Source organism: Acinetobacter sp. G11 (assembly GCF_049808495.1).
GTDB classification, from domain to species: Bacteria; Pseudomonadota; Gammaproteobacteria; order Pseudomonadales; family Moraxellaceae; genus Acinetobacter; species Acinetobacter kookii.
On the sequence record NZ_JBNCAT010000001.1, the window covers coordinates 53,970 to 70,858 of the forward strand.

The 16,889-nt window shown below is 40.7% G+C and carries 16 protein-coding genes; 14 read left to right on the plus strand and 2 right to left on the minus strand.

Annotated elements, in window-relative coordinates; all coding sequences use genetic code 11:
• Positions 1-173 precede the first annotated feature (173 nt).
• The gene (locus tag ACPUEY_RS00275; protein WP_092820385.1) at positions 174-419 is read left to right on the plus strand and encodes a hypothetical protein; all 246 of its coding nucleotides are present in this window, start codon (positions 174-176) and stop codon (positions 417-419) included.
• A 52-nt stretch (positions 420-471) separates the two neighbouring features.
• Here the strand turns inward: ACPUEY_RS00275 and ACPUEY_RS00280 are convergent, their stop codons facing one another.
• Together ACPUEY_RS00280 and ACPUEY_RS00285 are read right to left on the minus strand one after the other, a co-directional pair.
• Positions 472-1,197, minus strand: coding sequence for a YgfZ/GcvT domain-containing protein (locus tag ACPUEY_RS00280; protein WP_425120724.1), 726 nt, complete (start codon positions 1,195-1,197; stop codon positions 472-474).
• A 122-nt stretch (positions 1,198-1,319) separates the two neighbouring features.
• A complete protein-coding gene (locus tag ACPUEY_RS00285; protein ID WP_425120725.1) occupies positions 1,320-3,455 on the minus strand; it encodes a multicopper oxidase family protein in 2,136 nt (711 codons plus the stop codon).
• Between the two features lie 527 nt (positions 3,456-3,982).
• On the opposite strand from ACPUEY_RS00285, the gene acnD reads away from it, so the two are divergent.
• The 13 genes from acnD to ACPUEY_RS00350 all read left to right on the plus strand — a co-directional run bounded on the left by acnD (position 3,983) and on the right by ACPUEY_RS00350 (position 16,697).
• Positions 3,983-6,601, plus strand: coding sequence for a Fe/S-dependent 2-methylisocitrate dehydratase AcnD (gene acnD / locus ACPUEY_RS00290; protein WP_425120726.1), 2,619 nt, complete (start codon positions 3,983-3,985; stop codon positions 6,599-6,601).
• Between the two features lie 77 nt (positions 6,602-6,678).
• Entirely contained in the window at positions 6,679-8,502 is a 1,824-nt protein-coding gene (locus ACPUEY_RS00295; RefSeq protein WP_425120727.1) for a hypothetical protein, read from the plus strand.
• Positions 8,503-8,621: 119 nt separating this feature from the next.
• On the plus strand, positions 8,622-8,771 hold the full coding sequence (locus ACPUEY_RS00300) for a zinc ribbon-containing protein (RefSeq protein ID WP_086198845.1): 150 nt from the start codon (positions 8,622-8,624) through the stop codon (positions 8,769-8,771).
• 120 nt (positions 8,772-8,891) lie between these two features.
• On the plus strand, positions 8,892-9,470 hold the full coding sequence (locus tag ACPUEY_RS00305; RefSeq protein WP_425120728.1) for a DUF4126 domain-containing protein: 579 nt from the start codon (positions 8,892-8,894) through the stop codon (positions 9,468-9,470).
• 313 nt (positions 9,471-9,783) lie between these two features.
• Complete coding sequence (locus ACPUEY_RS00310; protein WP_131272660.1) at positions 9,784-9,990, plus strand: hypothetical protein; 207 nt, start codon at positions 9,784-9,786, stop codon at positions 9,988-9,990.
• 253 nt (positions 9,991-10,243) lie between these two features.
• Positions 10,244-10,465, plus strand: coding sequence for a hypothetical protein (locus ACPUEY_RS00315; protein ID WP_086198842.1), 222 nt, complete (start codon positions 10,244-10,246; stop codon positions 10,463-10,465).
• A 277-nt stretch (positions 10,466-10,742) separates the two neighbouring features.
• A complete protein-coding gene (locus ACPUEY_RS00320; protein WP_131272659.1) occupies positions 10,743-11,444 on the plus strand; it encodes a DUF1003 domain-containing protein in 702 nt (233 codons plus the stop codon).
• Positions 11,445-12,021: 577 nt separating this feature from the next.
• Complete coding sequence (locus ACPUEY_RS00325) at positions 12,022-12,270, plus strand: DUF6868 family protein (protein ID WP_092820435.1); 249 nt, start codon at positions 12,022-12,024, stop codon at positions 12,268-12,270.
• A 187-nt stretch (positions 12,271-12,457) separates the two neighbouring features.
• Positions 12,458-13,171, plus strand: coding sequence for an SIMPL domain-containing protein (locus tag ACPUEY_RS00330; protein WP_092820377.1), 714 nt, complete (start codon positions 12,458-12,460; stop codon positions 13,169-13,171).
• Between the two features lie 602 nt (positions 13,172-13,773).
• Positions 13,774-14,220 carry a hypothetical protein gene (locus ACPUEY_RS00335; RefSeq protein ID WP_425120729.1) on the plus strand — a complete coding sequence of 149 codons (447 nt, stop codon included), beginning with the start codon at positions 13,774-13,776 and terminating at the stop codon, positions 14,218-14,220.
• A 79-nt stretch (positions 14,221-14,299) separates the two neighbouring features.
• Complete coding sequence (locus tag ACPUEY_RS00340) at positions 14,300-14,965, plus strand: RluA family pseudouridine synthase (protein WP_092820375.1); 666 nt, start codon at positions 14,300-14,302, stop codon at positions 14,963-14,965.
• Positions 14,966-15,202: 237 nt separating this feature from the next.
• The gene (locus ACPUEY_RS00345) at positions 15,203-16,156 is read left to right on the plus strand and encodes a DUF5660 family protein (protein ID WP_092820374.1); all 954 of its coding nucleotides are present in this window, start codon (positions 15,203-15,205) and stop codon (positions 16,154-16,156) included.
• Positions 16,157-16,316: 160 nt separating this feature from the next.
• Positions 16,317-16,697, plus strand: coding sequence for a ribonuclease E inhibitor RraB (locus ACPUEY_RS00350; RefSeq protein WP_092820373.1), 381 nt, complete (start codon positions 16,317-16,319; stop codon positions 16,695-16,697).
• Positions 16,698-16,889 lie beyond the last annotated feature (192 nt).

Here is a 16,889-nt window from a genome sequence, read left to right on the forward strand (position 1 = left end):
GCTTAAGCGATTTGAATGCTTTGTATATCAATTGTCTTGTGTCTAATAAATTGAAAACCTTCAAGTTCAGGCACAGATATAAAACAGATGAAAATATGCCGTGGCGAAACGGTACTTTGTTTTTAAGCCAATCTTTGTTTAAATCGCGACTGAATTAATGTGTGAGTAGATGAATGTTCATTAAAGCGATTAAACGGGCCTATGATCGGGTCAATCTTGACAGTACGATTGCTGAAGAAGAAAAAATAGATGCTTTACTGATGAAACTGGGGGCTGAATATTTGGTCAGCAAAGAGGACCGTGTCTATATCTTTAAAAAAGGTGAACTTGAAGCAAAATTTGATGCCAAGCATGCGCGTGATTATTCATTTAAAGAATATGTCTGCAAAGATATGAACAAACTGTTTCATGGTTTTTAATAAATCAAAAGCCTCCATTGTTGGAGGCTTTTATGAATTTAATCTTTAGAATTTACTGTGGACGTGCCACATCGCCATTTAAGGCTTCAGGCAAATCTAATACTTGCAGCCCTAGTTCAGCCAATGCTTCCGGTTTAGCCACGACCAGGGCCTTATAACCGCCATCAACAGCAATGCTATTGACCACTTCAACATCATTATTCAGTTGGGTTGCAGCGGCAGGGGCATCACCTGTTCCTTGAACCAAATGCAGCCAGTGTTTCGGTTTTGCCTTGAACCAGAGACGCGCAATAATTTCCTGACCCAAATAGCAGCCCTTGTCGTAATGTACGCCTTCACGCTGATGCAAACGCAGTTCTTGCGGCTGGAATTCTTGAGCGGTGGTTGCTTCAATCCAGGCCTGACCTGCTTCAATCGCTTGAAGCTGCCAAGCGGCGATATCGGTTTCGTTTGCGGAAAAGTCAGTACTGGCGCCATTCAGGGTAGGGTAAACTTGGCCGACTTGTTCCAGTTTCATTTTCGAAAAAGCACCAAACTTTTTAATGTGTTTGGCAAATTCTTCGGCCTGATCGGCAGTGACTACAATTTCAAAACTTTCCGGATTGATTTTTTTTAGCCATAAGCCAAACTGGATACGTCCTTTTAAACTACAGATCGCGGTATAGCGAGTCTGGTTTTCTGCCAAAGCTTCAGTATTTAAAGTCACCTGACCTTGAAGGAATTTTTGCGCATCTACACCATTTAAAGTGAATAGCGTAAAAGCAGTAGACGTTGCCATGACCAGCCTCTGGATAAATTTCACAAATTGTTAATGCAGATATTTTGCAGCAAGCAAGACAGATAGGCAAACAAAAAGCCCATATTGCTATGGGCTTGCAAGATGAAAGAGGGTACTTCAGGTCAGTGATGTACTGGTGGTGAAGTATTACAGTCAAACTTGTCACCACAGATGCGGACAAATTCCATCATGCCCTGATCTTCATGATCCAGAATATGGCAGTGCTGAACAAAATCACCTTCAAATTTTTTATAGTATGATCTAAGGATGATACGATAGCCGCCCGGTTTCACAAAGATGGTGTCTTTGAATACACCTTTTAAACCACGGTACTGGGCATCAACCACGCCACCTGTTTCATCTTTGACCTCATTATCGGCAACACTGACATCAACACCATCAGGATCTAAAATTTTGACAATTTGGAACGGGTTGATGTGAATATGGAAGGGATGCCCGCCGACTATACTTCTGAGTTCCCACTCATCTGTTGCTCCAACTTGTAATTGACGCACATAATGGCCATTAATAGAGCCCGGACCTTCAAACAGATCTCCAAAACTAAGAGAGCTGGTTGGGTTGTTTATATCATGGCTGAAGCCAAATTTAGGGCCTCCCGGGGAGCCAAAACCACTGATAATAAATGAATTAAATTGAGTTGGTCTTGCCGCAACCTCTTGATCGATTTCCGGGGTCATCAGTGAGGCGTGATCTGCAAATGCTGAAAGATTCAGTTGTGAGAGCTGAGCTTGAATCTCTTTGTTTAAACCAATTTTTTTCGCCTGTGCTTGCAGGAACTGGGCTGCTGTTTGTGCTGGCTGTTTGCTGGCTTTGACATTGACCCATCCAATCAGTTGTGCGTTTAAAGGGTTATTCGGTGCGAGTTGGGGCTGGATTTGGTCGGGTAATGCTGAATTGATTTGGTCATCCACATTTAACACTGTGTCATAAATACAGTATTTATTGCTGGTCGGGAAGGCGACCATGGCATCTTGACGATAACCCGGATGGAATACAGAGAGTGTTCGGGTTTGTACATGATTCATGGTCAAACCATCTTGGGCAATGGTGTTGACCTGTAAACTTTTCAGGCGATCAAACGCCTCTTTCTGGTTTTTTTCTTGATAAGATGAACAGGCCTGAATGGTTTGTTCAGCAGTATAGTTTTTAGATTCAGGAAGTTCTTTAATCATTAAACCGATGGTGTCTCGAACACCGCCATGAATCATGCGCCAACGATTAAATTCATTCTGCTCTACTTTCATCTCGCCTAAAACTTTGCCATTGATGGAGGTGTGATATTTATCCGCTCCCCACGTGGCCGGAGAATTCAGACCGGAATTAACATAATCTTCCAGTATCCCTATCCCTACACAATTATCGGGATTGGTAAGGGTGCCGTCTGAAGCATTGCATCTGTATTGAATTTGTTGAAATAACAGGACTTTTTCATTCGAATCGCTGTTTTTGGCTTTATCTTTCCACAGAATATCCATATCTCCAGTTTCGGTGATTTTGCCTTGTTTATATTTTGGCACTCTGGAACCTTCAACAATGAGTGGGCCGGCCATACCGCTGGAAACTTGAATCGCTGTTGAGCCGTGCACGTGAGCATGATACCAAAAGGTTCCAGCAGGATGGTTTTTTTCAATTTTATACTGATAATCAAATTTTTCTTGTGGGGCAATTCTTACGAAGACATTATCACCGTTGCCTTGAGGAGTGACCCAGAACCCATGCGTATGAATGTTGGTGGTATTGAAGCAATTTGGGTTGTTGATATTCTCTACATGATGAGGACAGGTTTCTTCCGATTCGGCTGGAAGCTGGTTATTTACGTTCAGATTCAGAGTTTCACCTTGTTTGATACGAATTTGTGGTCCCACCAAGAGATCGTTAACGTAATGCCCCTCTTGTTTTTTATTCAATAAGCTGGGGTTGGTTAAATAGCCTCGCAAGAGAACTGGATTCCATACTTTCGTATTGGGGTTATAGAGCTTATTGAGTTTATAAGTAACAACAAGTTCGTGTTTGCCCTTGGCATTTTTGGGTAATAAGGGCGGATTGCTAATCACTGAATCAGATGCTTCGGGATTAGGGTGAGAGGGGTGTGAAGGGTTGGATGGCTGGGATGGGTTAGAGTGATGTGGCGGATGGGCTGGATGCGATGGGCTGGATGGATGTTGAGCTCCATACCAACTGGAGATCAAGACTGCCAAACCCGCAGTGATGATTCCAATAATGGCTATTTGCAACATTTTATTTCACCTTCTTTGGTTTTTTTGTAATGAGGTTTTTTTTATTGAACAATAATTAAATTCTTAAGAAAGGCTTAATTATAGGGGAATCTAAATGGTTCAAACAGAAGAATTGTAAAAATATCTAATAAATATAAATATTTATGATCAAAGTTTATGTAATTTTTAATGCTTAAGTTTGATAGATAACGGCTTAGAAAAACTTAATTTTTTGAGTGATGACAGGCTGCTTAACATCAACATAAATCGCACAATGGACGCTTGTTTTTTATTCGCTTAGGCACATCTAATACTAAAGAATGAGGCCTATTTCCTGCTATTTTTCGAAAAAAAGCACGATTAGAGCAAATATCTTAAAAAATGTGTAACAATATGTTTCTAAAACACCTATTTTTATATCTAAGTTTATGAAATATAAAAGATTTGGGAAATGGCTTTTCGGCAGTGTACTATGCCGTTGAACCGATTGTAACTCGTCAACAACAATTACGTAGTCAAGAAAAAGTGATTCAAGAGGCAGGTAAGCTATGAACAACAACTACCGTAAACCGCTGCAAGGTACCCAGCTCGAATATTATGACGTACGCCAAGCCGTAGAAGATATTCAGCCAGGCGCATATGCAAAACTTCCCTATACCTCAAAAGTACTTGCCGAGCAGCTGGTACGCCGTTGTGAGCCTGCCATTCTGGAACAGTCTTTACGTCAGCTGATTGAACGTAAGCAAGACCACGATTTTCCTTGGTATCCAGCCCGTGTGGTGTGTCACGACATTTTGGGGCAAACCGCACTGGTGGACCTTGCCGGCCTGCGTGATGCGATTGCCGACCAGGGCGGTGACCCGTCTAAAGTCAATCCGGTTGTTCCAACCCAGCTGATCGTTGACCACTCTTTAGCGGTGGAATATGGCGGTTTTGACCCGGATGCGTTCCGTAAAAACCGCGAAGTGGAAGACCGTCGTAATGAAGACCGTTTCCACTTTATTGAATGGACCAAAACAGCGTTTGAAAATGTCGATGTGATTCCTGCGGGCAACGGCATCATGCACCAGATTAACCTGGAAAAAATGTCTCCGGTGATTCAAAAGCGTGACGGCGTAGCATTCCCGGATACCTGTGTCGGTACAGACTCGCATACGCCACATACCGATGCGCTGGGCGTGATTTCCGTGGGTGTGGGTGGCCTGGAAGCAGAAAACGTGATGCTCGGCCGTGCATCATGGATGCGTCTACCGGACATTATTGGCGTGGAGCTAGTAGGTCAGCGCAAGCCGGGCATTACTGCAACCGATATCGTGTTGGCATTAACGGAGTTCCTGCGTAAAGAACGTGTCGTGGGTGCGTACCTGGAATTCTTCGGTGAAGGTGCCGACAGCATGTCTGTAGGCGACCGTGCCACCATTTCCAACATGACGCCGGAATATGGCGCGACTGCGGCGATGTTCTATATTGACCAGAACACCATTGATTATCTGACTTTAACCGGTCGTGAAGCAGATCAGGTGAAACTGGTTGAACAATATGCCAAAGAAATTGGTCTTTGGGCTTCAGACATGAAACAGGCGGAATATCCACGCGTACTCCGTTTCGACCTATCGACCGTAACCCGTAACATTGCAGGCCCGTCAAACCCGCATGCACGTGTATCCACATCTGACCTGAAAGAAAAAGGCATTGCAGGCAATTTAGAAGCCGCTCGTGCGCAAGAAGCAGAAGGCTTAATGCCGGATGGCGCGGTGATTATCGCGGCAATTACTTCTTGTACCAATACCTCTAACCCGCGTAACACGGTAGCAGCAGGTTTATTGGCACGTAAGGCAAACGAATTGGGCCTAACCCGTAAACCTTGGGTTAAATCTTCTTTTGCTCCGGGTTCTAAAGCAGCTGCACTTTACCTTGAAGAAGCAGGCGTATTGCACGACTTGGAAAAACTTGGTTTTGGTATTGTGGCTTATGCATGTACGACCTGTAACGGTATGTCGGGTGCGCTAGATCCAAAAATTCAGCAAGAAATTATCGACCGTGACCTGTATGCCACTGCGGTACTTTCAGGTAACCGTAACTTCGATGGCCGTATCCATCCTTATGCCAAACAGGCTTTCCTGGCATCGCCTCCGCTTGTCGTAGCGTATGCGATTGCCGGTACCATCCGTTTTGACATCGAAAAAGATGCACTTGGCAACGATAAAGACGGCAATCCAGTTTATTTAAAAGACATCTGGCCATCGGATGAAGAAATTGATGCGCTGGTAAAAGTTGCGGTAAAACCGGAGCAATTTAAGAAAGTCTACATTCCAATGTTTGATTTGGGTGAGCGTGAAAAAGCGGCAAGCCCACTGTATGACTGGCGTCCGCAAAGTACCTATATCCGCCGTCCGCCTTATTGGGAAGGGGCTTTGGCTGCACCGCGTACCTTGACCAACATGCGTCCATTGGCGATTTTGCCGGATAACATCACCACCGACCATTTATCGCCATCGAATGCGATTATTATGGATTCGGCTGCGGGTGAATACCTGCACAAAATGGGCGTACCTGAGGAGGACTTTAACTCCTATGCAACGCACCGTGGCGACCACTTGACTGCACAGCGTGCGACTTTAGCGAATCCGAAACTGTTCAATGAAATGGTGGTGCGTGCTGACGGCAGCATCAAGCAGGGTTCGAAAGCGCGTGTTGAGCCGGAAGGTGAAGTAATGCGTATGTGGGAAGCGATTGAAACTTACATGAACCGTAAGCAACCGTTGATTATTATTGCGGGTGCGGACTACGGTCAGGGTTCTAGCCGTGACTGGGCAGCCAAAGGTGTGCGTCTTGCCGGTGTGGAAGCGATTGTAGCAGAAGGTTTTGAGCGTATTCACCGTACTAACCTGGTGGGTATGGGCGTGTTGCCACTTGAGTTCAAACCGGGTACTAACCGCAAGACTTTAAAGCTGGATGGTACGGAACTGTATAGCGTAGTGGGTAATATTGCGCCACGTTCGACCTTGACCTTGGTGATTGAGCGTGCAACTGAGGATGGTAAAAACCAGACTGTGGAAGTGCCTGTAACCTGCCGTCTGGATACCGAAGAAGAAGTTTCTGTTTATGAAGCGGGCGGTGTATTGCAACGCTTTGCACAGGACTTCCTGGAAGGGAATGTGGCTTGATGATTTATTCTGAAAGTATTTGATTTTGTTGTGAAAGGACCCTACATTTATGTGGGGTTTTTAAATTTGAGGACATGATGAAACCAGAACTGCATGATGAGTTATTAAAAGCTATTGAGGAACTAAAACAATTAACTTCAACAATTAGTTTAGAATCTTTAATAAACTTTATAAGTATGAGACAGTTTGAGTTTAATCATGGAAAATCCACGACACTTAGTTCACCCTTTCAACAAGGTACTTACTTATTAGGTTTAGCTGCATCACAGGAAGAACCGACAAATCCTACTGAATTTAATGATCATTTAGATAAAAAAATTAGTAAACTATTAAATCGAATTTTTAGTTTTTATACCCTTAATTATTTTGATGTAGACAAAAATAATGAAAATGATAAACAAACTAAGTTAGTGGTAATGTCTGCTTTTATCCATTATTTTTTTACAAGTAAAACATTAAATTCTCATCAGGTTAAAGAATGGATATTCTTTTGGTTCAAAGATTATTCAACAATTGTGCAAGAAAATTATAAGTTTTCGGTTGAAGATTTACTTAGTTTTTCGACTCTTTTAGAAGATGAAATACAGAATAATTTTGATGAGAGAAAAAAAGAAATTCAATTATTAGATTTATATCGCCAACGTTTTTTAGAGAAATGTGATGAGGATATCGCTAATTTCCCATTGGAAATGCAAAGAATAAAAGACGATAGCGAACTACAGGAAAAAATGAAGAATTTTTTTGACAATAGTTTAAAAGTTTTTTCTGTTCCTATTTCTAAAATTTCAGATAAATTCGAAGGTGAAAAATTAAATAATATCTTAAATGTGTTTTCATTAAAAAGAGGTGACGCAGAAGAAATAATATATCTTACTGATAAAAATCCCATACAGTTTAAATCTCTATTTATTGATAAAGATAGAATTTATTATGTCGCTAATAATTCATTTTTCATTGCAATTATTAATTTTTTAGAAAATTTTTTATACAAAGAAGTAAAAAGCGCTCAAAAAAATATTCAAAATCGAGATAAAAAGCTAGAGTCAAAGACTACCGAATTATTTAAAAGATTATGTAGCAGTAATGCTGAGTTTTATGAAAGCGCCTTTCAGAATGCAAATTCTACAAATGAGCATGACTTAGTCATTTATGATAATGGTGTGCTATTAATCGTTGAGGCTAAAGCATCTCCGCCAAAAGAACCAATGCGTGATGCAGAAAAAGCTTTTATCAAAATTAGAGATCATTTTAAAAGTAGTGCAGGTTTACAGAAAGCATTTGATCAGGCTAATAGTTTAAAAAATCGAGTGTTAGACGATCAAAAACTAACTTTATTTACTAAAAAGGGAAAACTTTTAATTGAAATCCCTTTGGTAGAAATTAAAGTTATTCATACTATTTGTGTGACAAGGGATGATTTTGGAGCTCTTAGTTGCAATTTGAATTATTTATTGGATAAACAAGAGGGTGAATCGTATCCTTGGGTTATTGATATTGCAAATCTCGATAGTATTGTTCAGGCATGGGATCATTTAGAGTTAAATTATTCTGATTTCTATGAGTTTTTATCACAAAGAAATCAGTTGCATAATAAAGTAATAAGCATGGATGAGTTGGAATATGTGGGAGCTTATTTAAAATATCAAGGAGGCTTAAAAGGTTTTATTTCAGCTAAAGCAGACTATATACCTCTAACAATGGAGGATGCTGATATTTTTGATGAAATTTATTTTAAAAAATTAGCAAATGAAAAATATGAGTTAAAGAAAATTTCTTTAGATTTACAACGTTTAAAAAGAGAGGATTTATTTGGGCATGAAGTTAAAGAGCATAGAAAGAAAGTAAATAGAAAGCCAAAGTCCAAAATTCAAAAAAAATCGAGAAAAGTAAATAGAAAGTGAAATTTCTTGAAATCATTTCTTGCAAAAATGACACCATCATTTTTTAAAATAACCAATAGACAAAGCTCACAATTGGGCTATACTTTGTTCACCATTTCTAAAACCTATGGAGAACAAAAATGGTTACTGCTGGCTCTAAACCCGGAACAGGCTTCTATTTTTGTGTCAAATGCGGACACCGCACCTACTTAGAAATTGGTACTGATCGTCTACCACCGTGTACCAAATGCCTTGGCAATCAATTTAACAATAAAATTGCGATTGCCTAAGCAGCACCCATAAAACAGTTATCCTCTGTTTTGAACAAAAGCCCTATTCATCCATAGGGCTTTTTTGTTACTTTCATTTTAAAGCACCGCAATAAATTCAAGCCATAAAAGGAAATGCACATGGAAACAATACTCGGTTTATGTATAGGCGTGGGCCTAAGTGCTGCCTGCGGTTTTCGTGTTTTTGTACCGCTATTGGTCATGAGTATTGCATCCCTCATGGGCTGGTTCGAACCAATGCAAGGCTTTGAATGGCTGGCGCTGCCATCCGTCTGCATGGCTTTAGGCATTGCAACGCTGAGTGAAATTGCTGCTTATTATATTCCCTGGGTAGACAATGCCCTGGACACGGTGGCTACACCCGCAGCAATGATCGCCGGAACTTTGGCAACCATGGCAGTGAGCAGTGGGGAAATGTCGCAGTTTGCCAGCTGGGCGGCCGCGATTATTGTCGGTGGCGGTACAGCAAGTGCAGTTCAATTAAGTACGGTGGCTGTCCGTGGTGTATCGACTGCAACAACGGGTGGAATTGCCAATCCTGTGGTATCTACAGGAGAATGGATAGGGGCATTTTTACTCTCAATTCTGTCTTTACTTGTACCTGTGCTGGTGGTGATTGTTGTATTGCTGTTGATGGTGTGGGTTGTACGCTGGATATGCCGTAAGAAACAGGACAATATCAATAGTCCGGTGCTATAGGGGATGGGTTTGCATCAGGTTCAGGTCATTTGAGTGGGCTGCTTTTTATTCATAACGTTTATTTTACTTAGCCGTACCCGAGTCATAAGCTTGCGGAAAGCTCTGTCGTGATTTTGCCCAATTAAATCGAATTTAGAAATAAGCCGCTGTTTTATATAAAAATAAAAAAATATGAAAAAAAGATGTAGATCACCAAAACTAGTGATTGATTTTTACTCAATAAAGGCATAATTTTAATATGGAATTAAATCCATAAATTTTATATGGGTTTGTTTGTGGTTCAACTTTATAAAAATTATTCGGGGAACTATCAATGATCAAATTTATTGTAGATGAACAGCCTGCAGCTAAAGGCGTACACTATATACATAATGCGACACTGGGCTGCGAAGACCTGCCAAAATCGGATGACCAGATTTTAATTGGCTACTTTGCAAATTATGAACTTGCCTATAAACGCGCAAGAATGAACTGGCCAACAGAAAAAGTGGAAGGTTGTAGTAAGTGCTGTACAAAATAATTCAAAGCTGAAACCGAAAAACTCTGCCCGATTGGCGGAGTTTTTTTATTGGGCTGATGATTAATTTCGCTGCGAAACCCTAAAATGTTTCAATCATAAGTCAGTTTTTTGAATAAATATAAATAGATAGGAATAAATAACGAATAAAAATCGCTCCTCATTCAACTACGGACTGATTATTGGGAATTGTTTGAAAAATGCTCAACACACCCTCATCTTAAACTTTATATTTACTGTGTTTAGGGCGGCTTAATTGCAACATTATCTTGATCTGAACCACGACTCTGGTGTGGCCAACTATGAAATTGGCAATGAGTTTATTCGTGTTCAATTTAAGAAAAATTCAAAAATTTATACCTATAGCTATGCCAGTGCCGGCTATCAGCATATTGAAAACATGAAACAGCTGGCGCAGTATGGCGATGGCCTAAATGCCTATATCAATCACCATGTGAAACAGCTCTATGTACGGTAAATGGCAGGGGAATTTTAAGCTGGTCTTTGCTTTAAATTTTTGTTTATTCATCCATAAACGGAATAACGGTTTAACGGCTATAGGTATATAGGGCGTGGCACATGCATCTTAAAAATTGCTGGATGTTTGCTTTAAAATTAATTTAAAAATATGGAACTGAATTAATCTAAAACCAAGCTTTCCCTGGCAAAATGTAAACCAATAAGCGTTGATTAGACTCGGAAATCATCATCACATCATGGCATATTGCATAGAGATAAAACAGAAGGTATGGGGTATGAACGGAAAAACAGAATGTCAAACATGCATGGTCTGCAAGAAAAGCTTTCCTAAAAAAAACCTTATCCCGATTGGAACAATTCGAAAAGTCATTACCGAGGAAATTTCAAAGGATTTTCCACAGTGGTCACCTGGCGACTTTATCTGCCAGGTCGATTTAACCAAATACCGCATGCAGTATGTACAGTCCATATTAAAATCTGAACAAGGTGAAGTCACCGATCTGGAATATGAAGTGTTGAACAGTATGCAACAGCATGAGCTGATCAGCAAAAATATAGAGAACAAGCTCGATCAGAATTGGACTTTTGGAGAAAAACTGGCCGATAAAATTGCAAGTTTCGGCGGTAGCTGGACCTTTTTGATCTGCTTTGCCATTTTCTTGGCGCTGTGGATTTTGGTCAATACCGTGATCATGGTGAAACATCCAGCAGATCCATACCCCTTTATTTTATTAAATTTAATGCTGTCCTGTTTGGCCGCCATTCAGGCACCCGTAATCATGATGAGCCAAAACCGGCAGGAAGCCAAAGACCGTTTGCGTTCGCAAAATGATTATCAGGTCAACTTGAAAGCTGAACTGGAGATTCGGCATTTACATGAAAAACTCGATCATCTTTTAATGCATCAGTGGGATCGCTTGGCTAAAATTCAGGAAATTCAACTGGATTTGCTGGCGGAAATGACCAAGAAGAAATAGCGGCTAGGGAGCTGAAAGGTAAGTTTTAGTACTCCAGTTCATGAAGATGGAGAAAATATTCCGGTTCATGTCAGTTTGGCGCAATAAAAATCGGTATTTTGCATCAATTTGGGAAATTTTTTTATAGATTTGAATAAAGCGGGAAAATATTCCAAAAATAATTAAAAATGCAAAATCTTAGGAAATTAATCCCGCATTTCTTTGGTTATTCTGTATCTCAAGGGTGTGAAGGGATCGAAAAGAGTAGATTGCTGCCAGTTGCGTACAACGTGAGTGCAGTACTTACCCACAAGGTCTCGATTCGGCTTAGGACGCTATAGATTATCAATTTATAGGCATAAGGTTATAACTTACAAAGTTATAATGGTTGAAGTAAAACAGTATGTTTTCCCTGACCCCCTAAAAAATTCTCCAGCCAAGACAAGTATTAAAAAAACATTATAAAAATTATTAAAAACAAATACATGGTTTTAAATTTAACTGCAAAAAAGCGGATACAAATCAGTTGTTCATTTTCCTTCATAAAATCTGCTAATTTAGAATATATAAGCAAGCATCCGGTCAGGTCATAAAAATGATAAATGATGATTTTTGGAGCCGTTTTTTACTGTGTTCATTACTTATAAATTACATCATCTTAATGATCTGGTTTTTGGTGTTTATTTTTGCCCGTAACTGGATGAAACAGGTGCATGGCAAATGGTTCCAGCTTTCCGATCACACCTTCGATGCCATTCATTATGGGGGTATGGCCGTATATAAAATTGGCATTCTATTGCTTAATCTGGTGCCATTTCTGGCCTTATATCTGATCCGAAATTCCTAGGCCGGATTGGAGGATTGAAACGGTTGATATAGAAAGGTTGATATAGAAAGGTTGATATAGAAAGGTTGATATAGAAAGGTTGATATAGAAAGGTCGATATAGATAGATCGTCTGTAAACAGTGGTTTCGGAGCTGATAAAAACAGAACCGCTGCTATAAAAAATAAGCAAAAGAGGAATTCGGGAGCATGAATCAATTCAAGTCCGCACTGGTTTTAGGTGCTTTCATTTGTCTGGGGATGATTCTTGCGGGATGGATTCTGGGCAGTAGTGCAGTCAAAATCAAGCAGTATGAACGTATAGTCTCGGTCAAAGGTCTATCTGAACGAGAGGTGAAAGCCGATGTCGCAGTATGGCCGATCCGTTTTAGCTCGGCCAGTCAGGACCTGACCCAGCTGTATGACACTATGGAAATACAAACCCAACAAATTCAGGCGTTTTTAAAAACCGAAGGTTTTAGCGCTCAGGAAATTACTACGGCAGCTCCTGTCACGACCGATAAATATGCCCAGCAATACGGCGGCGATGCCAATGTCGCGCTCCGTTATACCGCGCATCAGACCATAACCGTTTATACCCATAAAATAGATGCAGTGCGGGCGGCACAAAGCCGTCTGGTGGCTTTGGGTAAAAAGGGCATTGCCTTTGGTGGCGATGATTCAGGTCAACGAACCGAATATTTATTTACCAAGTTAAATGACATCAAGCCGGCCATGATTGAGCAGGCGACCCAAAACGCCCGCAGTGTGGCAGAAAAATTTGCCGCAGATTCCAAAAGCCGTCTAGGCAAAATCAAGGCAGCCAATCAGGGATTGTTCAGCATTGAGGATCGCGACAGCAATACCCCATATTTAAAGAAAGTCCGTGTGGTGTCCACTGTTGATTATTATCTGGCTGATTGAATGGGATAACAAGGCACAAGAAAAATGTGCTTTGATTTATGGATAAATTCCAATAATCCTGCTTTTTCCGCAATAAAAAACCTTTATTTTAATGTGGATGATAAAAAATTCTTTTAACTCTTTATTTAAAGAAAAAAATTATCAAAATTAATGGGAAATTAAAAATCTTAGGAAATTAATCCCGCCTGTCTTTGGCTATTCTATATCTCAAGGGTGTGAAGGGATCGAAAAGAGCAGATTGCTGCCAGTTGCGTACAACGTGAGTGCAGTACTTACCCACAAGGTCTCGATTCGGCTTAGGACGCTATAGATTACCAATTTATAGGCATAGGGTTATAACTTACAAAGTTATAATGGTTGAAGTAAACCACAGATGTTTTCCCTGACACCCTCAAAATTTTTATAAACAATAAAAAATAACAATTCTTTTTCTTTTCATTTATTTAACCTGCATCAAATTTTATCCTCCTGAATGTGCATTGCATCATCAAAAATATACTGATCACTTGATATAAAGTAATTTTCCATAAAAAAACAAAATAGTCGGCTGAAAAAACGCTTGCTAGAATGGTATTCGATCATTTCAACATGAGCCAATAACAATGAAAAAATACGAATTGGAAATTCGTCATCCACAGCACTTGAGTGAGCAGGATGCAGAAGCTTTAGGATTATTTGAAAGTACAGAAATATTGAGCCAATTCGATGCAATCAACTGGCGCCGCCAACTGGTTTCACAACTGGAAATGAATGGGGCCATTACCAGTTTTACCGTAACCGATACCGCTACCCAGCAATGCCTGCGCCTCAGTTTAAATGCCTATTCGGCCTCCGATCAGCTGGCATTCAAGCTGGACAGCGATATTGAAATTGTTACTCCACAAAAGAACCTGTTTGGTTTAATCACTTTAAAAAACAAGGATTATGTGGCTTTTAAACAGCTCAGTCTGGGGCAGGCCAGAGCCTACCTCAACCATTTTCTAGATGGTCAGTTCGACACCCTGAAAGACAGCTATAAAACCACGCTGGAAAAATCGAAGCAGGCATAATTTTGGCGGGATGGTCCAGCATTGACAGCTCTGGCAGAGATTGTTATTTTGCGCGCATTCTCCCACGTGCCGTAATGCTATGCCCATCAACGATAACTTCGTGTATATGCCGCCTCAGGAACCGCTTGCCATCGTCTATGAAGATGAAGACCTGGTGGTGATTGAAAAACCGGCAGGGCTGTTGTCCGTTCCGGGACGTTTGCCTGAACATCATGACAGTGCTTATTTTCGGGTATTGGAACGCTATCCCAACGCTAAAATTACCCACCGTTTAGATATGGCAACTTCCGGTATTTTGATGTTTGCCAAACACCGTGAAGCAGAAGTGGCGGTCAGTAAAATGTTTCAGGCACGTACGGTCAAAAAAAACTATATTGCGCTGGTTCAAGGCAAGCTCGAAGCCGAGGGGAGTGTCGAGGTGCCATTAATTACCGACTGGGAAAACCGGCCGCGTCAAATCGTGCATTTTGACTTGGGAAAACCCGCCAGAACGCTGTATCAGGCCTTGGAATATTCTGAAGCGGAAGACATTAGCCGGGTACTGCTGACCCCGATTACCGGACGCTCTCATCAGTTGCGGGTGCATATGCAGTATATCGGCCATCCGATTACCGGCGACAAGCTCTATCATCCAGAGCCCTACCAGAGTCCATTAAAACGTATGGCCTTACATGCCAGCTATCTGGCTTTTAAACAGCCTTTAAGCGGAGCAGATGTTGAAATTAAGGTGAAAATTCCTTTTTAATCAATATCTTGTAATTTTACTTATTCAAAGGCCCATAATTTTAATAATAAGTTACATATATGCTATGAGGGTTGACTTCTTCTTGTCGGCCAACTGATTTATGATGATGAAAATCTAAGAATAATAAAAAAATGCGACCAATCGCACACAATATCCCTTTTTCTAATGATTGAAAAACATATTACTAATAAATAATGTGTCACCTTTCTTCGAAATAATAATTTTGAGATAATAATAATGCTTTATCTATATATCCTGACCACCTTCATTTTGGTGGGATTGCTTTATCGGGCAATCATAAAAATAAGAAAAAAACAGCGCACTCTGGAATCTTTGCAGGTAAATCTGGATCGCACGCGAAATAATCTGGCAGAGCATGAACAGCAAAACGATGCGCTGCACCATCAATTAAATACCTGTCGTATCGAGATCGGCAATCTAAAAAACCGGGTTGAAAAGTTGAGTCAGTATCAAGACGTTTTGGATACTGAGCATTACGTTGCAGAGCGAAAAAACCAGGTCGAGAGCTTTGTCGAAGCCACTAAAACTGAAGCAGAGTTTCTGCTGGAAAAAATGAAGGCAGAGATTGAAAACACTCGACATTATCTGGAAAAACTGGAAAAAAATAGCCGGCTTAACCTGGAAGCCCAGGCCAGAGAACGATTAGGGGCTTTTTATCATCAGGCAGTAGAACAAGAAAAATTGGCCACAATTTCAAAAGCACTGGAAAACAAGATTCAGGGTTATGGCCTTCAATATGTGTATCCTGCACAAATCCTTTTGGATCAATTGATTGAAGGCTATGAGGATATTCATGCCGCGCAGCAGTTAACAGAAGTCCGCCGAAAAATAAAAAATGCCATTGCAGCAAACAAGGTGGGTCAATGTGAGTATGTCGAGGAAAATCGCAGACTTTCTGCCATCGCTCTGGTTACGCATGTGTTTAACAGCAAGGCTGACCTGTATTTATCTCAATTAGAGCATGACACGGTGGGGCTGTTTATTCAGGCGTTGCAAGATGATTTTATCCTGATCAATCATTATGGAGCAGCATTCAGCCATGCCCGAATTCATGAATCATTTTTAAAGTTACGTCTGGAAGAGTTTAAGCTTGCAGCCCTGGTTTCAGCCTTCAAGGCACAGCAACCGAATGAGCCAGGTGAATTGCAGCAGCAGATGGTGGAAGGCTAAGACCAGCGATCTGTGGAAAATAAAATGGCAGGACAAAGGGGACTTATCAGCACAAGTGTTGTAGTTAAGCTAAACAGTGAAATGGCTAAACTGAAACAAACTTGAGCTAATCTGTATGGCATGATATAGCTGATATCTAATTACAATAAGGAAACACTCCATGACACGCGATTTTGACCAATTCCCCGATGATGAAAATGGTAATGTACTTTGGCAAATGGCCGAAGATGGCGACGATCTGACTGAAGCGCATGAAATTGAATTTTCCATAGCTTTTCAGACTGAAGAACAGGCACAAAAATGTGCACTTTATCTGCTCAAAGAAGAACAAAAAATTAGCCTGTTTGAAGATGAAGAAGCCGACACGGTCGAGTGGATTATCACCATTTATGTGTATATGGAACCTGAATATTCAGACATCGTCGATCTGGAAGAATGGTTCACTAAAATCGCGACGCAATATGGCGGCGAATATGATGGCTGGGGCTGTATGGCTTATGTCTATGAAGATGAAGACTGGGAAAATGAAGTCAAAAGTTAATCCCTATTCCTAAAAAATTTTAATGGCTGGGGGATGATCCAGGTTTGAGCCAGTACTGTTAATCGGATCGAACCTGTTAAAAAGGCCTTAAACATTTAGATGCTTAGGGCCATTTTCATATCAAGATTTTATTAGAATCATACCCCATCTGCTGAAACTCAGAAGAACCTGTTCAAGCCACTTTCGCACTCT

Excerpts from the sequence above, each read along its gene's own strand:
- ACPUEY_RS00275 (WP_092820385.1), top strand. The coding sequence starts at position 174 with ATGTTCATTAAAGCGATTAAACGGGCCTATGATCGGGTCAATCTTGAC.
- ACPUEY_RS00280 (WP_425120724.1), bottom strand. The coding sequence starts at position 1,197 with ATGGCAACGTCTACTGCTTTTACGCTATTCACTTTAAATGGTGTAGAT.
- ACPUEY_RS00285 (WP_425120725.1), bottom strand. The coding sequence starts at position 3,455 with ATGTTGCAAATAGCCATTATTGGAATCATCACTGCGGGTTTGGCAGTC.
- acnD (WP_425120726.1), top strand. The coding sequence starts at position 3,983 with ATGAACAACAACTACCGTAAACCGCTGCAAGGTACCCAGCTCGAATAT.
- ACPUEY_RS00295 (WP_425120727.1), top strand. The coding sequence starts at position 6,679 with ATGAAACCAGAACTGCATGATGAGTTATTAAAAGCTATTGAGGAACTA.
- ACPUEY_RS00300 (WP_086198845.1), top strand. The coding sequence starts at position 8,622 with ATGGTTACTGCTGGCTCTAAACCCGGAACAGGCTTCTATTTTTGTGTC.
- ACPUEY_RS00305 (WP_425120728.1), top strand. The coding sequence starts at position 8,892 with ATGGAAACAATACTCGGTTTATGTATAGGCGTGGGCCTAAGTGCTGCC.
- ACPUEY_RS00310 (WP_131272660.1), top strand. The coding sequence starts at position 9,784 with ATGATCAAATTTATTGTAGATGAACAGCCTGCAGCTAAAGGCGTACAC.
- ACPUEY_RS00320 (WP_131272659.1), top strand. The coding sequence starts at position 10,743 with ATGAACGGAAAAACAGAATGTCAAACATGCATGGTCTGCAAGAAAAGC.
- ACPUEY_RS00330 (WP_092820377.1), top strand. The coding sequence starts at position 12,458 with ATGAATCAATTCAAGTCCGCACTGGTTTTAGGTGCTTTCATTTGTCTG.
- ACPUEY_RS00335 (WP_425120729.1), top strand. The coding sequence starts at position 13,774 with ATGAAAAAATACGAATTGGAAATTCGTCATCCACAGCACTTGAGTGAG.
- ACPUEY_RS00340 (WP_092820375.1), top strand. The coding sequence starts at position 14,300 with ATGCCCATCAACGATAACTTCGTGTATATGCCGCCTCAGGAACCGCTT.
- ACPUEY_RS00345 (WP_092820374.1), top strand. The coding sequence starts at position 15,203 with ATGCTTTATCTATATATCCTGACCACCTTCATTTTGGTGGGATTGCTT.
- ACPUEY_RS00350 (WP_092820373.1), top strand. The coding sequence starts at position 16,317 with ATGACACGCGATTTTGACCAATTCCCCGATGATGAAAATGGTAATGTA.